Origin of the sequence: Leptospira noguchii serovar Panama str. CZ214, from assembly GCF_000306255.2 — a bacterium.
Taxonomy (GTDB): Bacteria; Spirochaetota; Leptospiria; order Leptospirales; family Leptospiraceae; genus Leptospira; species Leptospira noguchii.
The window spans coordinates 81,704-97,152 of record NZ_AKWY02000018.1 but is presented as its reverse complement, the minus strand read 5'-3'; the positions used below and the strand labels follow the sequence as shown (position 1 = coordinate 97,152).

The following is a 15,449-nucleotide window of genomic DNA, read 5'->3' as shown; positions in this document are numbered from 1 at the left end:
ACTATTTTTATTCTACCGATCAAGACCAGCGAAAAATTTTATTTCCTATAAAAAGAAAGACAATTCCGTATAAAAATAACGAAATTAAAGTAGGAATTACTGAATTTAACTCTGCACCTTCGATAAAGACAGCCCTTAAGGAGTCCGCCATCATAGTCAAAGGAAGGTTTTGAATCATTGGGAGTAGTATTTCCGGGAAATTTTGATAGGAGAAAAAAATTCCCGAAAGCGCCATCATAGGAAACGTCACTGCGTTAATCAGCCCATTTCCTACTTGAGAGCTGGCTGCCCTTGATCCGATAAAAATTCCGATACAGACAAACGCAAAATTTCCGAAAAGATAAACTGCAAGTGCTGTTCCAATGGAACCTTCCATCGAGTTTTCAAATGTGTATTGGGTAAAACCAAGTAATATTGCCGATTCTACCACGGTTACGATCAATCTGGTAAAAAAGAACGATAGAAGAAAATACAACCGGTTCATCGGTGTTGCGGACATTCTTCGTAAAAGTTTTTTCATCCTCATTTCAATCAGATTCCAACCGACTCCCCAAAGACAGGAATTCATTACTCCCATCGCGAGCATTCCGGGAATCAAATAATCTATGTATCTAGTTCCTTTCGAATCCAAACGATCCACTATCGATTCAAAATCAGTTTTATGGGAACGCATTTTTGCCAAGATCAAAAGATAATCTCTTTGGCCGTTTGGATTGTCTGAATCAAAAGAGAAATGAATTTTTTGGTCTTTTGTTCTTTCTACGATTACGTTGAGTTTTCCTCGTTTTAGATCTCGAATCGCTTCTTCTTTAGAAAGAATTAAAAATTTAAGAGATGGAAGTGAAAAAGAATTAGAAATTTCTTTGTTTCTAATTTTTACAGAACTATCTAATAGATTTGAATCTAGAATTTTTTTGAGCTCGTCGAGTTGATAAGAATTTTCTAATATTGCAATTTTTACTTCTTCCGAACCTCGGTTTTTAAATGCGATTCCTAAAACCCCCGCCATTGCGATCGGAAATACGAAGGCCCAAAAAAGAATTGCAGGTTCTCTATAAAATTCTTTGAGTTGAATGCTGACGAGTTGGAATATTTGTTTCATTCTTCCAGTCCTCTTCCTGTCATACTTAGAAAAATGTCGTCTAACGTTTTTCTATGACATTCTAAGGTATTTAATTTTTTTCCGGATGCGGAAATTGTCTGCATCAATTCGGGCAGATATTCTGTAATTGAAGAAACGTAAATCCTCGCTTCCAGTTTTGAAGAATCCCAAAAAAATTTACAAGGGGGAATCCAACTTTCTGGATTAGAACCGTCCTGCATGGAAAGTCGAATGATTTCGTCTCCTTCCGTTCTTCCGAGAAGGTTCATTAAAGATCCCTGATCTAAAATTTTTCCATGATCCATGATGATAATTTTTTCGCAAAGTGTTTCCGCTTCTTCCATGTAATGGGTAGTGAGAATCATCGTAGTTTTATTTTGTCTAAGGCGATCTAAAATTTTCCAAATATCTCTTCTTGCTCCTGGATCTAGCCCGGTTGTAGGTTCGTCTAAAAAAAGAATTTCAGGATAATTTAATATAGAAATTCCAAGAGCTAATCTTTGTCTTTGGCCTCCGGAAAGATTACCAACGTATGTTTTTTGTTTTTCTTCCAGATTGATCAATTCTAAAATCTCGTTTAATCTTTCCTTTTTGCTTTTATAAAAAGTTCCAAAAAGATTTAGAGTTTCTTGAACCGTAATCCGATCCATAAACCTAGTTTCCTGAAGAGCCAAACCCACTTTGGATCGGAGAAAGGTTTCGTTTTTTTTCCAAGTAGTTCCAAGAATCGATATGGACCCGGAGTCCGGTTTTTGTATTCCTTCCAACATTTCGATCAAGGTTGTTTTTCCGGCTCCATTTGGTCCTAACAATGCAACAAATTCTCCTTTACGAATTTGAAGACTTAGATCATTGACTGCGATTGTATTTTTAAAACGTTTAGTTACATTTTGAACTTCTATCAAATTTTCTTCCGACTTGGATGATTTTAAATTTAGATTCAATGTGAGTCCTTTTATAATTTTATTTTAGGTTATATTATGGGATTCTTATGTTTCTGATTTTCTCTATATGTAAGCATTTTCAGAACTTCAAAAAAATCTAATTACAATGAACTCTGCAAGTTTTTAATAAAATGTAATCATTTTCACGAAAACCGACACAACTGAATGTTTGTGAGTTTCTATTAGTCTTCAATATCAAATTTTTATAATCTTTGAATTTTAAAACAATTATAATAAGAGTTGTTGAAAAATGAATTTTCATCTGTTTTATGGAAACGGTCGATTGAACAAATTTTGTTGATTTGAACTATAGAATTTTTCAACAACTTTAATTAACTTTTACCATAATAACGTAGAATTTGTCGAAGAGAAGATAAATAAGAAGGACCAAAAAGATTGATATGAACTAAAACCGGATACATCTGCCAAAACGGAATTCTATCTTTAAAATGTTCTGAGTTTTCTATTCCACAACAAGAAAGTATTTTCTGCATTTCTTCTAAATTTAAAGAACTACCAAATAAATTCAGCATTGCTAGATCTTGTTCCGGATGTGAAAAAGAGATAGAAGGATCAATCAAATAAGAATGTCCATTTTTACCGGTGAGTATATTACCTGACCAAAGGTCTCCGTGTATCAATCTGGGACTACTTTGATTGAGAGACCATTCTTCCGTGAATTTTTGAAAAACTTCTTTTACGTTTTCTGCATCTTTATTCGTAATCAATTTACGAGAAAGGGTCAGGTCCAATTGAGTTGATAAACGACTTTCCCAAAAGAACTTTTCAAAACTAGAATACCATTGATTTTTTTGGGAGAGAGTTCCAATAAAATTATTTCGTTTCCATCCCCAAGAATTAGAATCTTTGCGATAGAGTAGTTTTAAACTTCGAATTAAATCTTCTCTTGCAGTCGAAGCCGATCCGGATTCGATGTAGTCCATCACTAAAAGCCAAAAACTTCCGGTTTGTACAATCCCATAACATTCAGGAACACGTACTCCAATTCTAAAAAGTTGTTCTAAGGATTCTTTTTCAGTTTCTGCCATTTCTTTGTTAGAAATGACTTTTACTCCAAAAGAATGATGAGGAAGTTTAGCGAGATAGATTTCATTGAGGCTAGAAGAATGAAAGGTTACTTTGGGTCTGTGACCGGAATTTAAAATTCCGAGTTTGTCCAAACCTTCGCAGATTGCTTCTACTAAATCCGCATGGATAACCACTAATTCGCTTCCTCCCGGATACTTCCGGTTCTTTTCGTTTAAATAAAAAATCGGCCTGAAAGGTTCCCAGATTGATTGAAAATTTATAAATCGATTTTTATAATCCGTAAGACGTGAACATCTTAAAAATTATTACCGCATTGTCGTTGTTTGTTGGAAATCCTCTTTGGGGAATCAATTTACCTTTTTATTGGAATTACGTTTTAATTACATCCATTAAGAAACAGCCAACATCTTATTGGTCAGATATTTTTTCAAAATCGCACACGATCTGTTATACGGGAGCCGTCATTTTATCAAATGGTTATTTTAAGTTTTCATTACTCCCTAAGAATTTTATCAAATTAAGTAAAAATTATAAAATCAGACTAATTCCTTTGATTTCTGCAGTTTCTAAAAACGGTTCTAGTTTTTTAGGCTCTGATATTACTATGAAAATCGCGATTGAAAACCTGATCGTTTTTTTAAAACAAAATCCGGAAATTGCAGGATTACACTTTGATATAGAGTTTCTTCCTAAGTCCGAGATTGGAAATTATAAAAAATTTTTAGTAAAGTTAAAACAAAAACTTTCTAAAGAAAAAGTTATTACCGTTGCTATATTTCCTCAATTAGAGTTTCCTAATCAAAATTTGATCGTTCATTCTGATCTTCTTGAAGAAAAATCTATTGATGAATTTGTTTTGATGAGTTATGATTTTCATTCTACAAAAACCGACCCTGGTCCTGTTACTTCTATTCCACTGACAAAAAAGAATTTAGAGTTTCTATTAAAACGAATTCCTAATTCAAAACTTTGGCTTGGGCTTCCTCTTTATGGATATTTTTGGAATCGAAATGGTAGAGTTCAAATTCTGACACAAAAGGATCTGGAAAAATTTAAAGAAAATTCGGAAGTTGCCTTAAACAAAGATGGTTTTTTCTTTATCAAAAACAATAAAGGGGAAGGTTATATTTCGGATTTAAATACTTTAGAAAAATATAATGTTTTTATTGATACCTTGCAACTCAAGGGGACTGCTTTTTGGAGGATAGGATTTTAGTTTTAAATTAGGATTAAGTAAAACTGGCTTTATTGTTTTAAATTTTATTTCTATCCAATTTTGAAATCAATGAGTTTGTCGGAACAATTAATTTTACTTTCAGAGTTTTACAGTGAAATCTGAGATTGTGGTAGTTCCCACAGATTAAGTCTATTTAAGCAATTGATGGATTTCAACCATTTGTTGATTGCTTCCCGAAAATTCTAAGATAATGTGAATTCGATGTAAGAAATCTATGATTCATTTTGAGATAAACTTTTCACGACTTGTTCGGAAACAATTTGATTTATTTTCTTTTTATAAAGGTTATTTCAGAAATAATTTAGCGAAAGTTTATAAAACCCAAAGATAACAATAAAATTTTAGCTTCACTGATCTTTACAATAAGGTATCATAAATTTAAAAACGAATAACGCTTGTTTAGACTCTGGATAATTGCTTATAAAGTGTTTAGTGGTAATTATAATCAAATTAAAAATTTATTTTATAAAAGATTCTTTGTAACACGAGTGTCGAAAAATCTTTACAATAAAATCAATGTTTATAAAATTTTTTACAAAACCGTTCAACGATAGATTAGAATCAAATGGAAAAGTTTATTATGAAATCTGAAATCGATTGAAAATGAATTTTACAATTATCTTTTATTCGTTATGATTGGATGTTAATTTTCGGTCCGAATAAAAAACGTTTTCGTTTTCAAAGATCAAAGTTTTTTAACTTACCGGAAAAGAAGAGGTAATCGTGCAAGAAGTTCATCGGTATTTAGATCGATATTTGGAAGAAAATATTCTTCAATCCGAAACCATTCATAGGATGAAACATGTTATCCACGAATTTAGCATTCGTGCTCCCAAGGTCCTTGTAACTAAATGTATCGACGGTAGAGTTCATGGAAGTAAATTGAAAGGTTATCCGGTTACTACGATTCGTTTTGGCAGAACTGACGGAAATATCGTATCGACTAACTTAAACAATTTCTGGTTTTGGAATCGAATCGATCGGTTGATTAATGACGCAACTTGTAACACTCCTAATACTCCCGCTTTGTTTATTGCATATATGCATAGATCTGATTTACCCGGTTTAGGTTGTGCCGCTCACAATCACGACGAATTAGCTGCAAGAAAAGCAATCCAGGAACAGACACAAGTGGTTCGTAAAATTTTTAAAAAAGACAGACTTTACGTTATGGAAGGAATTACAAATACCGATTCGATGGCGGAAACTTTAATCTTTGAAAACGGAAATGTTTTAGATACAACCGAGTTCATTCAAGATTTCGATTTTAAACATTGTTCCGATATTTTTCATCGTTCCTTTTTAAAATATCCACTTAAAGATTCTTCCACGGCGAGGTATGTAGGATTTAAAACTCCGGAAGAATTACTTTTAGAACCGGAACTTCTTTTTTTTAACGATTTTCAAACCTCTCTTTGTATGAAAACGTATCTAATTCGAGAAGTAACCGGTATTATTGTTTCAGACGATTTTGTTTCACAAAAATTGATTCAACCAGATTTGTTCAACGCATTGACTCAAAAACTTTTTTCTGTCAAAGATCTTCCTCCCCTTTTGATTCCCGCGTTATTGTATCAATCCGTTTGGAATATTACCTATTCTCTTTATCATAAACGAAAATTGTCTGACTTAAACGAAGTCCAAAGGTGGAAAATTTTGGATCACGCCGAGGAGTTGATCTGTTATGGAGACGGTTTCGAATTGCTTCAAAGAAACAAGGCTATTCTTGTTAAAACGGGAAGAGGGAACGATATAGACGCTTTAAATGTGGCTAGAAAAGTTTTAGAGAAAAATCGGGCTAAACAATCCGATCAAAACCCTATTTTAATACATCTTAATATTGAAATTTCCGGGGAACTTTCAGCTTGGGAAGATATTAACGAAAATATTTCTTCTAAAACCAATACATTACTTAGAAATTTAGAACAGGTTTTTCAAAATGTGGAAACGGTGGTTTTAACTACGTATTCGTATAGAGATCAAAAACGTTTTTATCCTATTCATACCAAAAAAGATAATCGAATTACATATCCGGTAGATATTTTAAGCGGAATCAATTCGGAAACTTTGTTTTCAAGCATGAGTTTAAAATCGAGAGAAGCTCTTTATTCTACAGAAAGAATGGGTAAATTTATTTGAATATTCGAAAAATAGATTGTACGTTTAGAATTATTTATTAGTTCTATATTAACATGAGTTTGACGTAAGAAAACCTGGGCGAATCCGACTGCATAAGTAAGCAGCCGGACCGGGCTCTCATCTCTGGTCAATAAATTGTATACAGGAATGTTATACGATTTATCGTCTAGATTAATGCGATCTGTCGAGCGACTCATAGGGAGCGTGCATTGAGTTTCCAGAAGCGAGACGCTGAGTTCGAGAGAGTGTTCTCCCGTATCGATCCCTTTCGCGTTATACCGAATGAAAATATGTTCAAATAATTACTATAGACATTCTATGATGCTGCATTTACTCATAACTATATAACAGTGCCTAATATTTTGTTCTGGAATAGAATAAAATATTGCGATGAAAATTTAAGTTATTTAATTTTACACGAACAGTAGTAAGAAATTTTAAAATAGTTAGAATTTATGGAAAATCAAAAATCAAATTTAATTCTAATATCTTCAAACCAAAAAATCATTATCGTAGACGATAACCGGAAATATGCGCAACAACTGAATTCTTTATTACTTTCACGACAAGAAAGGATTCAAATAGAGTATGCTGAAAATATTCGTAGCGGATATAGAAAAATTTTAAAAGAAAACTTTGAGATTTTTTTCTGTGATATTACGATAGGAAAAAGATTAGTTGGTTTTTATTTGGTTTATAGATTAAAAAAAAGAAACGCTAAAATTAAAATTATATTAATGTCTACCGCATTTGATCATCGTATTTTTTTCTTACTATTTTACCGTATTATAAAATTTAGTTTTGGCTTACACGGCATTTGTAAAAAATCAGACGTTATAGATGGAAAGTTGGTAATTTATTAAACGAACTACTTCTTCGGGTAATAAACTTGAATTTTTAATTTCAATATACTTAATGTTTTTTTCTTTCAGCTTCTTGGTAAGAATATTCTTATTTAATGAAAAAAGAATATAACTAACAAGTAAGAGTATGAACTTTTCAAATTTAGTATTTTGATACGATGGCCTATTTTTCATTCTTATACATAAATCGAAAAAAGAAAAATCAAATAAAATAAACGCCAAGTTTTCGCTTTTTATCGTTCCTATAATTGTGTTAAATAAATCAGGAAGTATTAAATGTGATCCTTCATATACATAAAGATCGCTTTCATTTTTTATAATGTTATCTAATACGGATTGATGGATTGTTCTGAATTTCTTTCTGTCGACAAGTTTAGTGCTGAGTCTATTTTTATATTCTTGGTCAAAGTTAAAAATTCTAGATTTTTCACTATTATATTTGTAGGAAGTTGTCGTTTTTCCGGAATTGGTTGGACCTACCATGATTAGTTTAGAATATTTTAGTTTCACAATGTTTTTAATTTGAATTTTTGAAGTTTATTTTTCTTTTGAAAAAACATACTCTTAAGAAATATTCCGAAAACAGAAAAGTATGGATAATTTTTCAAAATGTTTTCACATTTAGAAGATTCTAATAATAAACTCGCTTTCAAATTTTCCAAATAATCGATTATCTTTGGGTCGGAAAAACAAAATTCTTCGTATGTTTTAAAAGAATAAATTTCCAGAGGAATATTAATATAACCGATCTTATGATCTTTTTTATAATCGATTAAATTATCCACTTGGATATAAAATTTAGATAATGTTTCTAATTGTGTTTTGTCATTTAGAATTTTTTTGTCTTTGAAAATGGAAGCGCAGATTTTTAATGTTACGATTCCAAGTTCTGTATTTCTATTTTCAAGGGAAACTTGGTCCAATAGTTTAAACTTTCTTTTAAAATCATTTTTTTGAATCTCTAAAAACGACTCATAGAGAGATTTATAATTTTCGCTATGTTTTGATAAGAATATTAAATTTCCTAAATATTCAAATTCGTTATTTGGTTCTCGATTAAAGAACAATACCTCTTTTTGATTTTGTAAAAATTTTTCTACTTCTTCTACATTCGATAAACCGTTATCCACGTTATTATCAATCCATTCTAAATAACTGTAGATTGTGTAATAAAGAATGATTCTTTTTATTTTAAATAAAGAAACAAGTAAGATGATAAAGTAAGGAATTTTGTTTTTTGTGTTTGAACTTATAAATTTTAAAACTTTATAGATATTGTCCATTGGCTGGAAATTCTTAAATTAGAGTAATCCAATTTAATTTTTCTGCAACGAATTAGATCAATAAAAATTTTCTAGAGTAAACCTGGCGCTAGGATTCCACGGAAATTAAATTCCCTCGTCAAATTATTTGAAAGAAGGTACCTTTTTAAATTTTTTACGCCAAATTCTTGTTAAACTATTTATGATTCTTTAAATTTTGAACGTATTTTGCAAGTTCTGCTCTAAAAGAAAATTCCCTGGTTCCCATTAGATAACGAAATGCTGAAACGATTACATCGGGACGAGGAGGATCTCCTCCTATAAATAAATCCGGTTGTTTTGGAAGTTTACCTAGTTTAAAAAGTCCGCCAGACACGGCCTCCGAACCGCAGGCTATAAGTGCTTTTGGAGAAGGCATTGTTTCCCAAGCAGTATCTAAAGGTCCTTCCATATTTGGTCCGACTGGCCCTGAATACACTAGCGCATCGGCGTGTTTTGGAGAAGCTACTACTCGAATCTTACTTGCTTCACTGTCAAAAAGAGCGTTGAAACTTGCATTGATTTCCGCTTCGGTTGTATTGTTTCCGCTAGCTGCTACTTCTCTAAATTGAAAGCCGGTTTTTTTAGTAATTTTTCTGAATTGTTTCACTTCTTCCGTTTCTACTTCGGGTTTTTCATCTGGCATTCCATTTGTATATACTACTTGTAACACTTCGCGATCGGTTGAATATACGTGAACAAAACCGGAATCTATAATCTTTCCGTTGGAACATACTTCGGAACATTTCCCACATTGAAGACAGGCGCCGTAATCAAAACTCATTTTATCCTTAGATATAATCTTGAGGGAATGAGTTGGACAAACTTGTTCGCAGGATTTGCAAGTTAGACAAGATTCGTTCGAAGATAAAACCGGAACTGGAATTCCTCTCGCATTTGGATTTAGAGGAGATACTTTTTTATAGTTCATCGTCTTGGCGGGACGAAGGATATTCAATATTTCGAATATAATTTTCATAAATCGACTCCTACATAACTTAAATTGAAGGATTTGTTGTTTAACGGAAAGTCTCCTATGTATTCTCCTCTTACCGCTAGCTCCAGTGCATGCCAGTTCGGAACGGAAACTTCTCGGATATAAACGTTTTCGATCGTGCCGTTTGCATCCAAATCCAAGGATACAAGTACAGGTCCTCTCCAACCTTCTACTGCGGAGTAATACGTTCCCTTTTTGACTGGGTTTGATTTTCCAAGTTTAAGATCAAGCGCCGCTTCCAATTTAGGAATCGCTTCTACGAGCCACTTACTACTATTTTTTAGTTCTTCATAACGTAGATAGAATCTGGCCCACGCGTCTCCTCTCATCTGATCTCTGTTCAATTCGAGCGAAATTGGAGAACTAAACGCATAAGATTTTTCTAAATTACGTAAATCTCTATTTAGACCGGTGCATTTTTCCACCATACCTATAAATCCAAGATGTCTGATTTGTTTTTGTCTAATGACTCCACAGGATTGAAGTCTTTCTCGGTTTGTGGATGTTCCGGCGGCGCGTTCAAAATGTCCTACGACTTCTTCTGTCACGGAACGAATTCTTTCCGAAAGTTCTTTTAATTTGTCTCGATTGAGTCCTTTTCTAAAAAGGATTTTACCTGGAGATAATGCTCCTCGTCCAAAACGATTTCCGGTTAATGCTTCCATCACTCCGAGAGGAATTCCTCGTTGTAAGGAACAAACTCCTTGTAAAGGATAATAACCAATGTCACCTGCAATGGCTCCCATGTCACCTATATGAGTCGCAACTCTTTCGAGTTCTAAGAGCACAAGTCTTGCAAAATCCAATTCTTGAGGAACGTTGATCTTTTGTGCTTCTTCAAAAATTCTAGAAAATGCAATTGCGTAAGAAATTGTACTATCTCCCGAAATTGCTTCTGCATATGGTATGGAATCTTTGGAATCTTTACCTTTGATTAAATCGATCAAACCTCTTTTTTGAAATCCAAGTCGAATATCCAAGTTTTGAATCTCTTCACCTTTTACGATAAATCTAAAATGTCCAGGTTCGATCACACCTGCGTGTATCGGTCCGACTGCGTGAGAATAATGACTGGCCGGAATCGGTACCTTTAATCCCTTATATACTAAATCTTTAATACCTTTTTTAGTTACGAATTTTTCCAGATCTGTTTTGCGATCGGCTGTAATATACCTTTCAAAATCATAAGAGGAATAATCCTCCTCTCCCTGATCGACTCCTAAAGAATGTCTGAGAATCCAAATCGGATTTGCCGTGTCTTCAAAAGCTTCTTTTTCGGAATATTCTATAATTTCATGTTCTATTCCTTCGCTCGAAAGCCAGAAACGGTTGTAACCTTTTTTTCCTTTTCTCGGATAGAAACCAGTTACGCTGCGCATTCAAAATTCTCCTTGCAATAGATGATAAAAACCCCATATCCCGAGACCCAATACCATCAGAAAAAGTAAAAGAGAGTTGGTCATACGGATCTGTAAAGTACCCGCAAATTCTTTTGCAAAAGGTCTGTCTTCTAAATTAAAAAGTGGAACCGTTTTGTAGAGTAACACACCGAAGAAGATCAATCCTAAAAACGGAACCGTGATTACGAACCATTGACCTTGAATCCAACCCACTTTCAAAAGTAAAAGATCATTTACGAAAATTGGAGAGCCTGGAAGTACAAACGCAACGAACAAAGACGCGGTATAAAGTGAAAGTGCTTTTTTGTTAATTTTTTCAGAAAGAAAAATCTTACTCAATTCTCTTTTGCCTGCGTCCATTCTTACGATTCCCATCGTTAAGAATAATACTGATTTCAAAACTATGTTTCCCGCCATCACGAAGTTGAAAACTGGATCGGGTAAATCCATCCAAAGAAAAATTCCGATCGCACCGCTATGAAACAAAGCGACCTTTGCGGTCATCATTCGGAGATCGTTTCTTTGATAGAGTGCAACGATACTTTGTAACATCGTTATAACTCCTAAAATCAATAATCCATCTGAGGCGCTGAAAGTTGTAGGATACAATTGATGATCCATGTGGATGAATGGACGTAGCGCATAACTTACCGCAACTGGAACAAATGCTGCGATTAATGCGGAGATTTGACTTGGACTTTCTCCATAAGTATCCACGACCCACACGTGATTTGGAAAAAGACCTAACTTTGCAGAATAACCAAAGATTGCTAACCAAAGTCCGATTTCAAGCCATAGGTTTTCTGGATGTTCGGATAATTTGCCCGCAATAACTTCTACGGGATGATCGATTCCGTGTAACGTTGCAGTTATAATGATGATTCCTAAAAACGCGATTCCAAGTCCGAAAGAATTGATTAAAAGAAATTTCCATGCGATCGGAAACAATTTTGAAGTTCTACTGGAAGATATAAGTAAGGCTCCCGTAAAAGTAGTCGCTTCGATCAAAACCCATTGGAGAGCAAATCCTTCTAAATTCCAAGCAGCAAATGTAAGCCCAGTACAAAGGATCATTAAAAAAGACCACATCGCTATTTTTTTTTGGCCCTTAGTAGGTGCTAAAATATATGCGAGTAAAATCAGAAATAAAACAACAACTCCGATTCCGTTTAGTACAAAAAGATTCATACAGACACCTCTTCTTTTTCGTTTTCGGAAGAACCTTCCATACTAATTCTAAGAGTTGCAGCTGCTCCTATGATGAACACAGCGTCCAAGAAAGAACCGAATTCAATTCCTAAAGGAAGTTCCGTTCTTAAGATCTGAGTCAAAAGAAAGGTTCCGTTTTCAAAAACTGCAAATGAAGCGATCACTCCGACCCAATGACGACGGACTACAAATCCCACCATTCCTACGTACAATAAAAGAAAGGTATATAAAAAGGACATTTGATTTACTTGGCCGAATCTAAATTTAGTAAAACCTAATATAAGAAAACCGAAAATAGCTCCTATCAAAAGAAGTGCAAAGGTGGGAATATAACCTACTTTCGGAAAAGTAGATTCTACTGAGTTTGTTCTTCTTGCGGTCAAAAAAAGGATCCAAGGAGTCAAGATCACTTTGAAAAGTAAAATCATTCCTGCTAGAAATAAACTGTGAGTGCCGTATCCACCGTCTTCGAAAAGAGGGACCAAAAGAAATACACTTTGAAAGGCAAGAAGAAGAACGAGTCTTTTCAAACGATTTTCAAGAAGAATCACCACTCCGATTAAAAGTAAAATTAGATAACTGAATTCTGTTCCCATATAACTTTTCCTTAGGTTCAACCTAATTTGAGAAGAATGCCCAAAAAGAGCATGAAGATGAAGTTTAAACCGAGTAACTCTGGAACCCAGAGCCATTTTCTTCGAGTACTATTCGCTTCTATATAACCCACACAAACTGAAACGAAAAGCGCTCCTATAACTGCGACTACGTCGAGCCAAAAAGTAGGTACGGAACGACTTAAAAAGAATTCTCCGTGATAAACTCCCATCTTAGCAACGAATAGGAATAACGCACAGGTTTTAAATTGTTGCGCCAATTCAAAGAGAGCCCTTCTGCTTCCGGACGCTTCAAGCAACATGGCTTCGTGAACCATAGTAAGTTCCAAATGGGTTCTAGGATCGTCAAACGGTGGTTTGGCGAGTTCTGCTAAAATTATCAAAGAAGTTCCTAAAAGAAATAAACCACCAAACGCAAGACTTGCAAAGTTCGCATTAAATACTAAATGTGATTCAAATACCACGAGAACCAGAATCATAATTGGTTCGCAAAACACGTAGAGTATAACTTCTCTCGCTGCACCCATTCCCGCAAAAGATGTACCGTTTTCGACGGAATAAGCGAACAACGCAAATCTCATAATTCCGATTAAAAATGGAATTAGAAGAAAAGACCCCCATTCGAAACTAGTCAAACTCCAAACTGCAAGTCCGGATAAACAGGCTATAAGAGGAGAAGCCTCCGTAAAAAATCCTGAAAAAGGTCCGTCCACAGGTTTTTTGCGGATCATTCTCCAAGTGTCGTAGAGAATTTGAAAAACGGGAGCACCCACTCTTCCTTGAGAATAGGACCTTATTTTTTGAACCAGTCCTCCACATAAAAATGGAAGAACGATAAACGATAAGACCCGAATTATCGAGTCAAGGTATTTAAGAATAATTTCCATAAGTCTCCCTCGGTCAACTTAAGACCGATAATCACGAATAGAAGAATTACCACAGTTACGGAAGAAAAAGCGAGATTGATCGAGATCGATTCTTCGTTAGTTTCGTTCGGTTTTGTTTTAAACATATTTAAGAATTTTATAATTCCTTGAAGTATCCCTTCATCCAAACGGGAATTCCCTTCCGCGTTGGTAAAGTATCTTCCCAAAGAAGGGAAAAGAGGGTCTGAAATTCCGTCGGAAGGAATTGCAACGTCTGCACCTCCGTAATTTCCGCCGCAATCCCAAAGTTTTCTTTTAGAAATTTTGGTTCTCAAACCCATGATTCCAACCAGTACGATCATTCCGAGTCCGATAAAGTTTACGATTGCAAGACCTTTATACCATTCTTCGTCTAACCATTCTTTGGTGGGTGCATGATAAAGAGCGTAAGCTGAAATTCCAAAGGAAACGATTAAGATCAAAATACCGCTTAAAAAAATGGAATAAAATACCGAACGGGAAGGTTTGTGTTCTGGCCAATTTGTTCTTGGTCTGGATAGAACCATTCCTAAAAAAATTCTTAAATGTCCGGCCGCGCCTAAAACTAATCCAGAAGAAACCAAAATCAAAAGGGGGAGAATCAAAATTGCGCTTTGTCCCGGAATTTCCAAAACACCAGCAACTAACTTTACAAAGGTGGCCTCAGAAAGAAATCCGGTCGTTCCTGGAATTGCAAGAAAACTTATAGTTCCCAAACTTAACAAAGAAGTTGGAAGTCCTGAAATTCTACCTACTCCTGTATTTTGATCTACATTCGAAAAACCTGATATTTTAGTGAGGTATCCGATCGAAAGGAACTGAAACGTTTTGCTGATACTATGATGGATCAAAGATAAGATGAACAAAAACGAAAAAGATCTGCTCAACACTTTTAAACTTTCTACTTCGCTGTCTTTCCACAAGGCAGAAAGAAGGATGCAGAGAAATAGAAAGTTCATATTTTCCACAGTACTATAAGCAATCGCCTTTTTTGCGTCTCTTGAAAATAAGGAAGAAAGACCTGCCCAAAGGACTCCAAAACCGGCGAGAGGAATTAATATTTTAATATAGATCGTATTTCCAAACCAAGGTGCTACAAGTTGATGGAAAAGAATCAAGGGAAGATTTACCAAAATCCCGGAATAAGCGGCTGATGCATGGGCTGGGGAACCGGAGTGTGCTTCTGGAAGCCAAAAATGAAAACCGAAAAAAGCGGCTTTGACTAAAAGACCGGCTACCAAAAATATATTTCCAAATTCGCTTTTAGGCGAATAGATCCAATACGTAAAACAAAATGCTCCTACTCCACCCGCGACGACTAACGCGATAAAACTTTTGATGGAATTAGGAGTCCATTTGCCTCCTTGGTAAAGAAGAAAAGCGCTGACGGTTGACAATTCCCAAAATAGAATCAGCCATAACGTTTTTCCGACTAAATAACAAAGACCCGTACTTAGAAAAAATACAGAGTATCCTAAAAGTACGGTAGTTCTTTTACGATGTTCATATCCATAGACATAAATAGAAGAAATGAATCCCAAAATGGCTTGAAGAGTAAGACCGATGAATAAAACCGAGTCTTGTTCTAAAAAGTTTTTACCTAGCACTTTTGCCGCTAAAAAAGGCGCAATAAGCGACATTAAGACTATCAGATAAGATAAAACGATCATCAGCTTTTTAAGTCTCCT

At 34.6% G+C, this 15,449-nt stretch carries 14 protein-coding genes; 3 read left to right on the top strand and 11 right to left on the bottom strand.

The annotated features are described in order from the left end of the window. Nucleotides 1–19: 19 nt before the first annotated feature. The 3 genes from LEP1GSC059_RS07495 to LEP1GSC059_RS07485 all read right to left on the bottom strand — a co-directional run bounded on the left by LEP1GSC059_RS07495 (nucleotide 20) and on the right by LEP1GSC059_RS07485 (nucleotide 3,269). A complete protein-coding gene (locus LEP1GSC059_RS07495) occupies nucleotides 20–1,102 on the bottom strand; it encodes an ABC transporter permease (protein ID WP_017215001.1) in 1,083 nt (360 codons plus the stop codon). Beyond that, nucleotides 1,099–2,046: an ABC transporter ATP-binding protein gene (locus tag LEP1GSC059_RS07490; RefSeq protein ID WP_017215000.1), complete on the bottom strand. Its 948-nt coding sequence runs from the start codon at nucleotides 2,044–2,046 to the stop codon at nucleotides 1,099–1,101. The genes LEP1GSC059_RS07495 and LEP1GSC059_RS07490 overlap by 4 nt, the downstream gene beginning before the upstream one ends. A gap of 332 nt (nucleotides 2,047–2,378) precedes the next feature. Further along, nucleotides 2,379–3,269, bottom strand: coding sequence for a fructosamine kinase family protein (locus tag LEP1GSC059_RS07485; protein WP_002180622.1), 891 nt, complete (start codon nucleotides 3,267–3,269; stop codon nucleotides 2,379–2,381). 113 nt (nucleotides 3,270–3,382) lie between these two features. Between LEP1GSC059_RS07485 and LEP1GSC059_RS07480 the strand changes: the two genes are divergently transcribed. The 3 genes from LEP1GSC059_RS07480 (at nucleotide 3,383) to LEP1GSC059_RS07470 (ending at nucleotide 7,335) form a co-directional block, all read left to right on the top strand. After that, nucleotides 3,383–4,312: a glycosyl hydrolase family 18 protein gene (locus LEP1GSC059_RS07480; RefSeq protein WP_085976831.1), complete on the top strand. Its 930-nt coding sequence runs from the start codon at nucleotides 3,383–3,385 to the stop codon at nucleotides 4,310–4,312. A 744-nt stretch (nucleotides 4,313–5,056) separates the two neighbouring features. Then, nucleotides 5,057–6,472 (top strand): hypothetical protein, encoded by a 1,416-nt coding sequence (locus tag LEP1GSC059_RS07475; RefSeq protein ID WP_002180607.1) that lies wholly within the window; start codon nucleotides 5,057–5,059, stop codon nucleotides 6,470–6,472. A 455-nt stretch (nucleotides 6,473–6,927) separates the two neighbouring features. Next, entirely contained in the window at nucleotides 6,928–7,335 is a 408-nt protein-coding gene (locus LEP1GSC059_RS07470) for a response regulator (RefSeq protein ID WP_002180616.1), read from the top strand. Here the strand turns inward: LEP1GSC059_RS07470 and LEP1GSC059_RS07465 are convergent. The 8 genes from LEP1GSC059_RS07465 to LEP1GSC059_RS07430 form a co-directional block, all read right to left on the bottom strand. Continuing rightward, the gene (locus LEP1GSC059_RS07465; protein ID WP_017214999.1) at nucleotides 7,300–7,845 is read right to left on the bottom strand and encodes a hypothetical protein; all 546 of its coding nucleotides are present in this window, start codon (nucleotides 7,843–7,845) and stop codon (nucleotides 7,300–7,302) included. The genes LEP1GSC059_RS07470 and LEP1GSC059_RS07465 overlap by 36 nt on opposite strands. Continuing rightward, a complete protein-coding gene (locus LEP1GSC059_RS07460) occupies nucleotides 7,842–8,618 on the bottom strand; it encodes a hypothetical protein (RefSeq protein ID WP_002180615.1) in 777 nt (258 codons plus the stop codon). Before LEP1GSC059_RS07460 ends, LEP1GSC059_RS07465 begins: the two co-directional genes overlap by 4 nt. A 175-nt stretch (nucleotides 8,619–8,793) precedes the next feature. Continuing rightward, on the bottom strand, nucleotides 8,794–9,615 hold the full coding sequence (locus LEP1GSC059_RS07455; protein WP_002180627.1) for an NADH-quinone oxidoreductase subunit B family protein: 822 nt from the start codon (nucleotides 9,613–9,615) through the stop codon (nucleotides 8,794–8,796). Continuing rightward, nucleotides 9,612–11,012 (bottom strand): hydrogenase large subunit, encoded by a 1,401-nt coding sequence (locus tag LEP1GSC059_RS07450; protein WP_002180608.1) that lies wholly within the window; start codon nucleotides 11,010–11,012, stop codon nucleotides 9,612–9,614. Before LEP1GSC059_RS07450 ends, LEP1GSC059_RS07455 begins: the two co-directional genes overlap by 4 nt. Continuing rightward, entirely contained in the window at nucleotides 11,013–12,221 is a 1,209-nt protein-coding gene (locus LEP1GSC059_RS07445; protein ID WP_002180633.1) for a proton-conducting transporter transmembrane domain-containing protein, read from the bottom strand. It lies immediately after the preceding gene. Continuing rightward, nucleotides 12,218–12,838: a hypothetical protein gene (locus LEP1GSC059_RS07440; protein ID WP_002180614.1), complete on the bottom strand. Its 621-nt coding sequence runs from the start codon at nucleotides 12,836–12,838 to the stop codon at nucleotides 12,218–12,220. The genes LEP1GSC059_RS07445 and LEP1GSC059_RS07440 overlap by 4 nt, the downstream gene beginning before the upstream one ends. A 17-nt stretch (nucleotides 12,839–12,855) precedes the next feature. After that, a complete protein-coding gene (locus tag LEP1GSC059_RS07435; protein WP_017214998.1) occupies nucleotides 12,856–13,743 on the bottom strand; it encodes an NADH-quinone oxidoreductase subunit H in 888 nt (295 codons plus the stop codon). Continuing rightward, nucleotides 13,710–15,431, bottom strand: a complete 1,722-nt coding sequence (locus tag LEP1GSC059_RS07430) for a proton-conducting transporter transmembrane domain-containing protein (protein WP_020980542.1) — start codon at nucleotides 15,429–15,431, stop codon at nucleotides 13,710–13,712. Before LEP1GSC059_RS07430 ends, LEP1GSC059_RS07435 begins: the two co-directional genes overlap by 34 nt. Between the last annotated feature and the right edge of the window lie 18 nt (nucleotides 15,432–15,449).

What these genes read in the sequence shown, in the direction of transcription:
- LEP1GSC059_RS07495 (WP_017215001.1), bottom strand. Translation starts at nt 1,102, where the DNA reads ATGAAACAAATATTCCAACTCGTCAGCATTCAACTCAAAGAATTTTAT.
- LEP1GSC059_RS07470 (WP_002180616.1), top strand. Translation starts at nt 6,928, where the DNA reads ATGGAAAATCAAAAATCAAATTTAATTCTAATATCTTCAAACCAAAAA.
- LEP1GSC059_RS07460 (WP_002180615.1), bottom strand. Translation starts at nt 8,618, where the DNA reads ATGGACAATATCTATAAAGTTTTAAAATTTATAAGTTCAAACACAAAA.
- LEP1GSC059_RS07455 (WP_002180627.1), bottom strand. Translation starts at nt 9,615, where the DNA reads ATGAAAATTATATTCGAAATATTGAATATCCTTCGTCCCGCCAAGACG.
- LEP1GSC059_RS07450 (WP_002180608.1), bottom strand. Translation starts at nt 11,012, where the DNA reads ATGCGCAGCGTAACTGGTTTCTATCCGAGAAAAGGAAAAAAAGGTTAC.
- LEP1GSC059_RS07445 (WP_002180633.1), bottom strand. Translation starts at nt 12,221, where the DNA reads ATGAATCTTTTTGTACTAAACGGAATCGGAGTTGTTGTTTTATTTCTG.
- LEP1GSC059_RS07440 (WP_002180614.1), bottom strand. Translation starts at nt 12,838, where the DNA reads ATGGGAACAGAATTCAGTTATCTAATTTTACTTTTAATCGGAGTGGTG.
- LEP1GSC059_RS07435 (WP_017214998.1), bottom strand. Translation starts at nt 13,743, where the DNA reads ATGGAAATTATTCTTAAATACCTTGACTCGATAATTCGGGTCTTATCG.
- LEP1GSC059_RS07430 (WP_020980542.1), bottom strand. Translation starts at nt 15,431, where the DNA reads ATGATCGTTTTATCTTATCTGATAGTCTTAATGTCGCTTATTGCGCCT.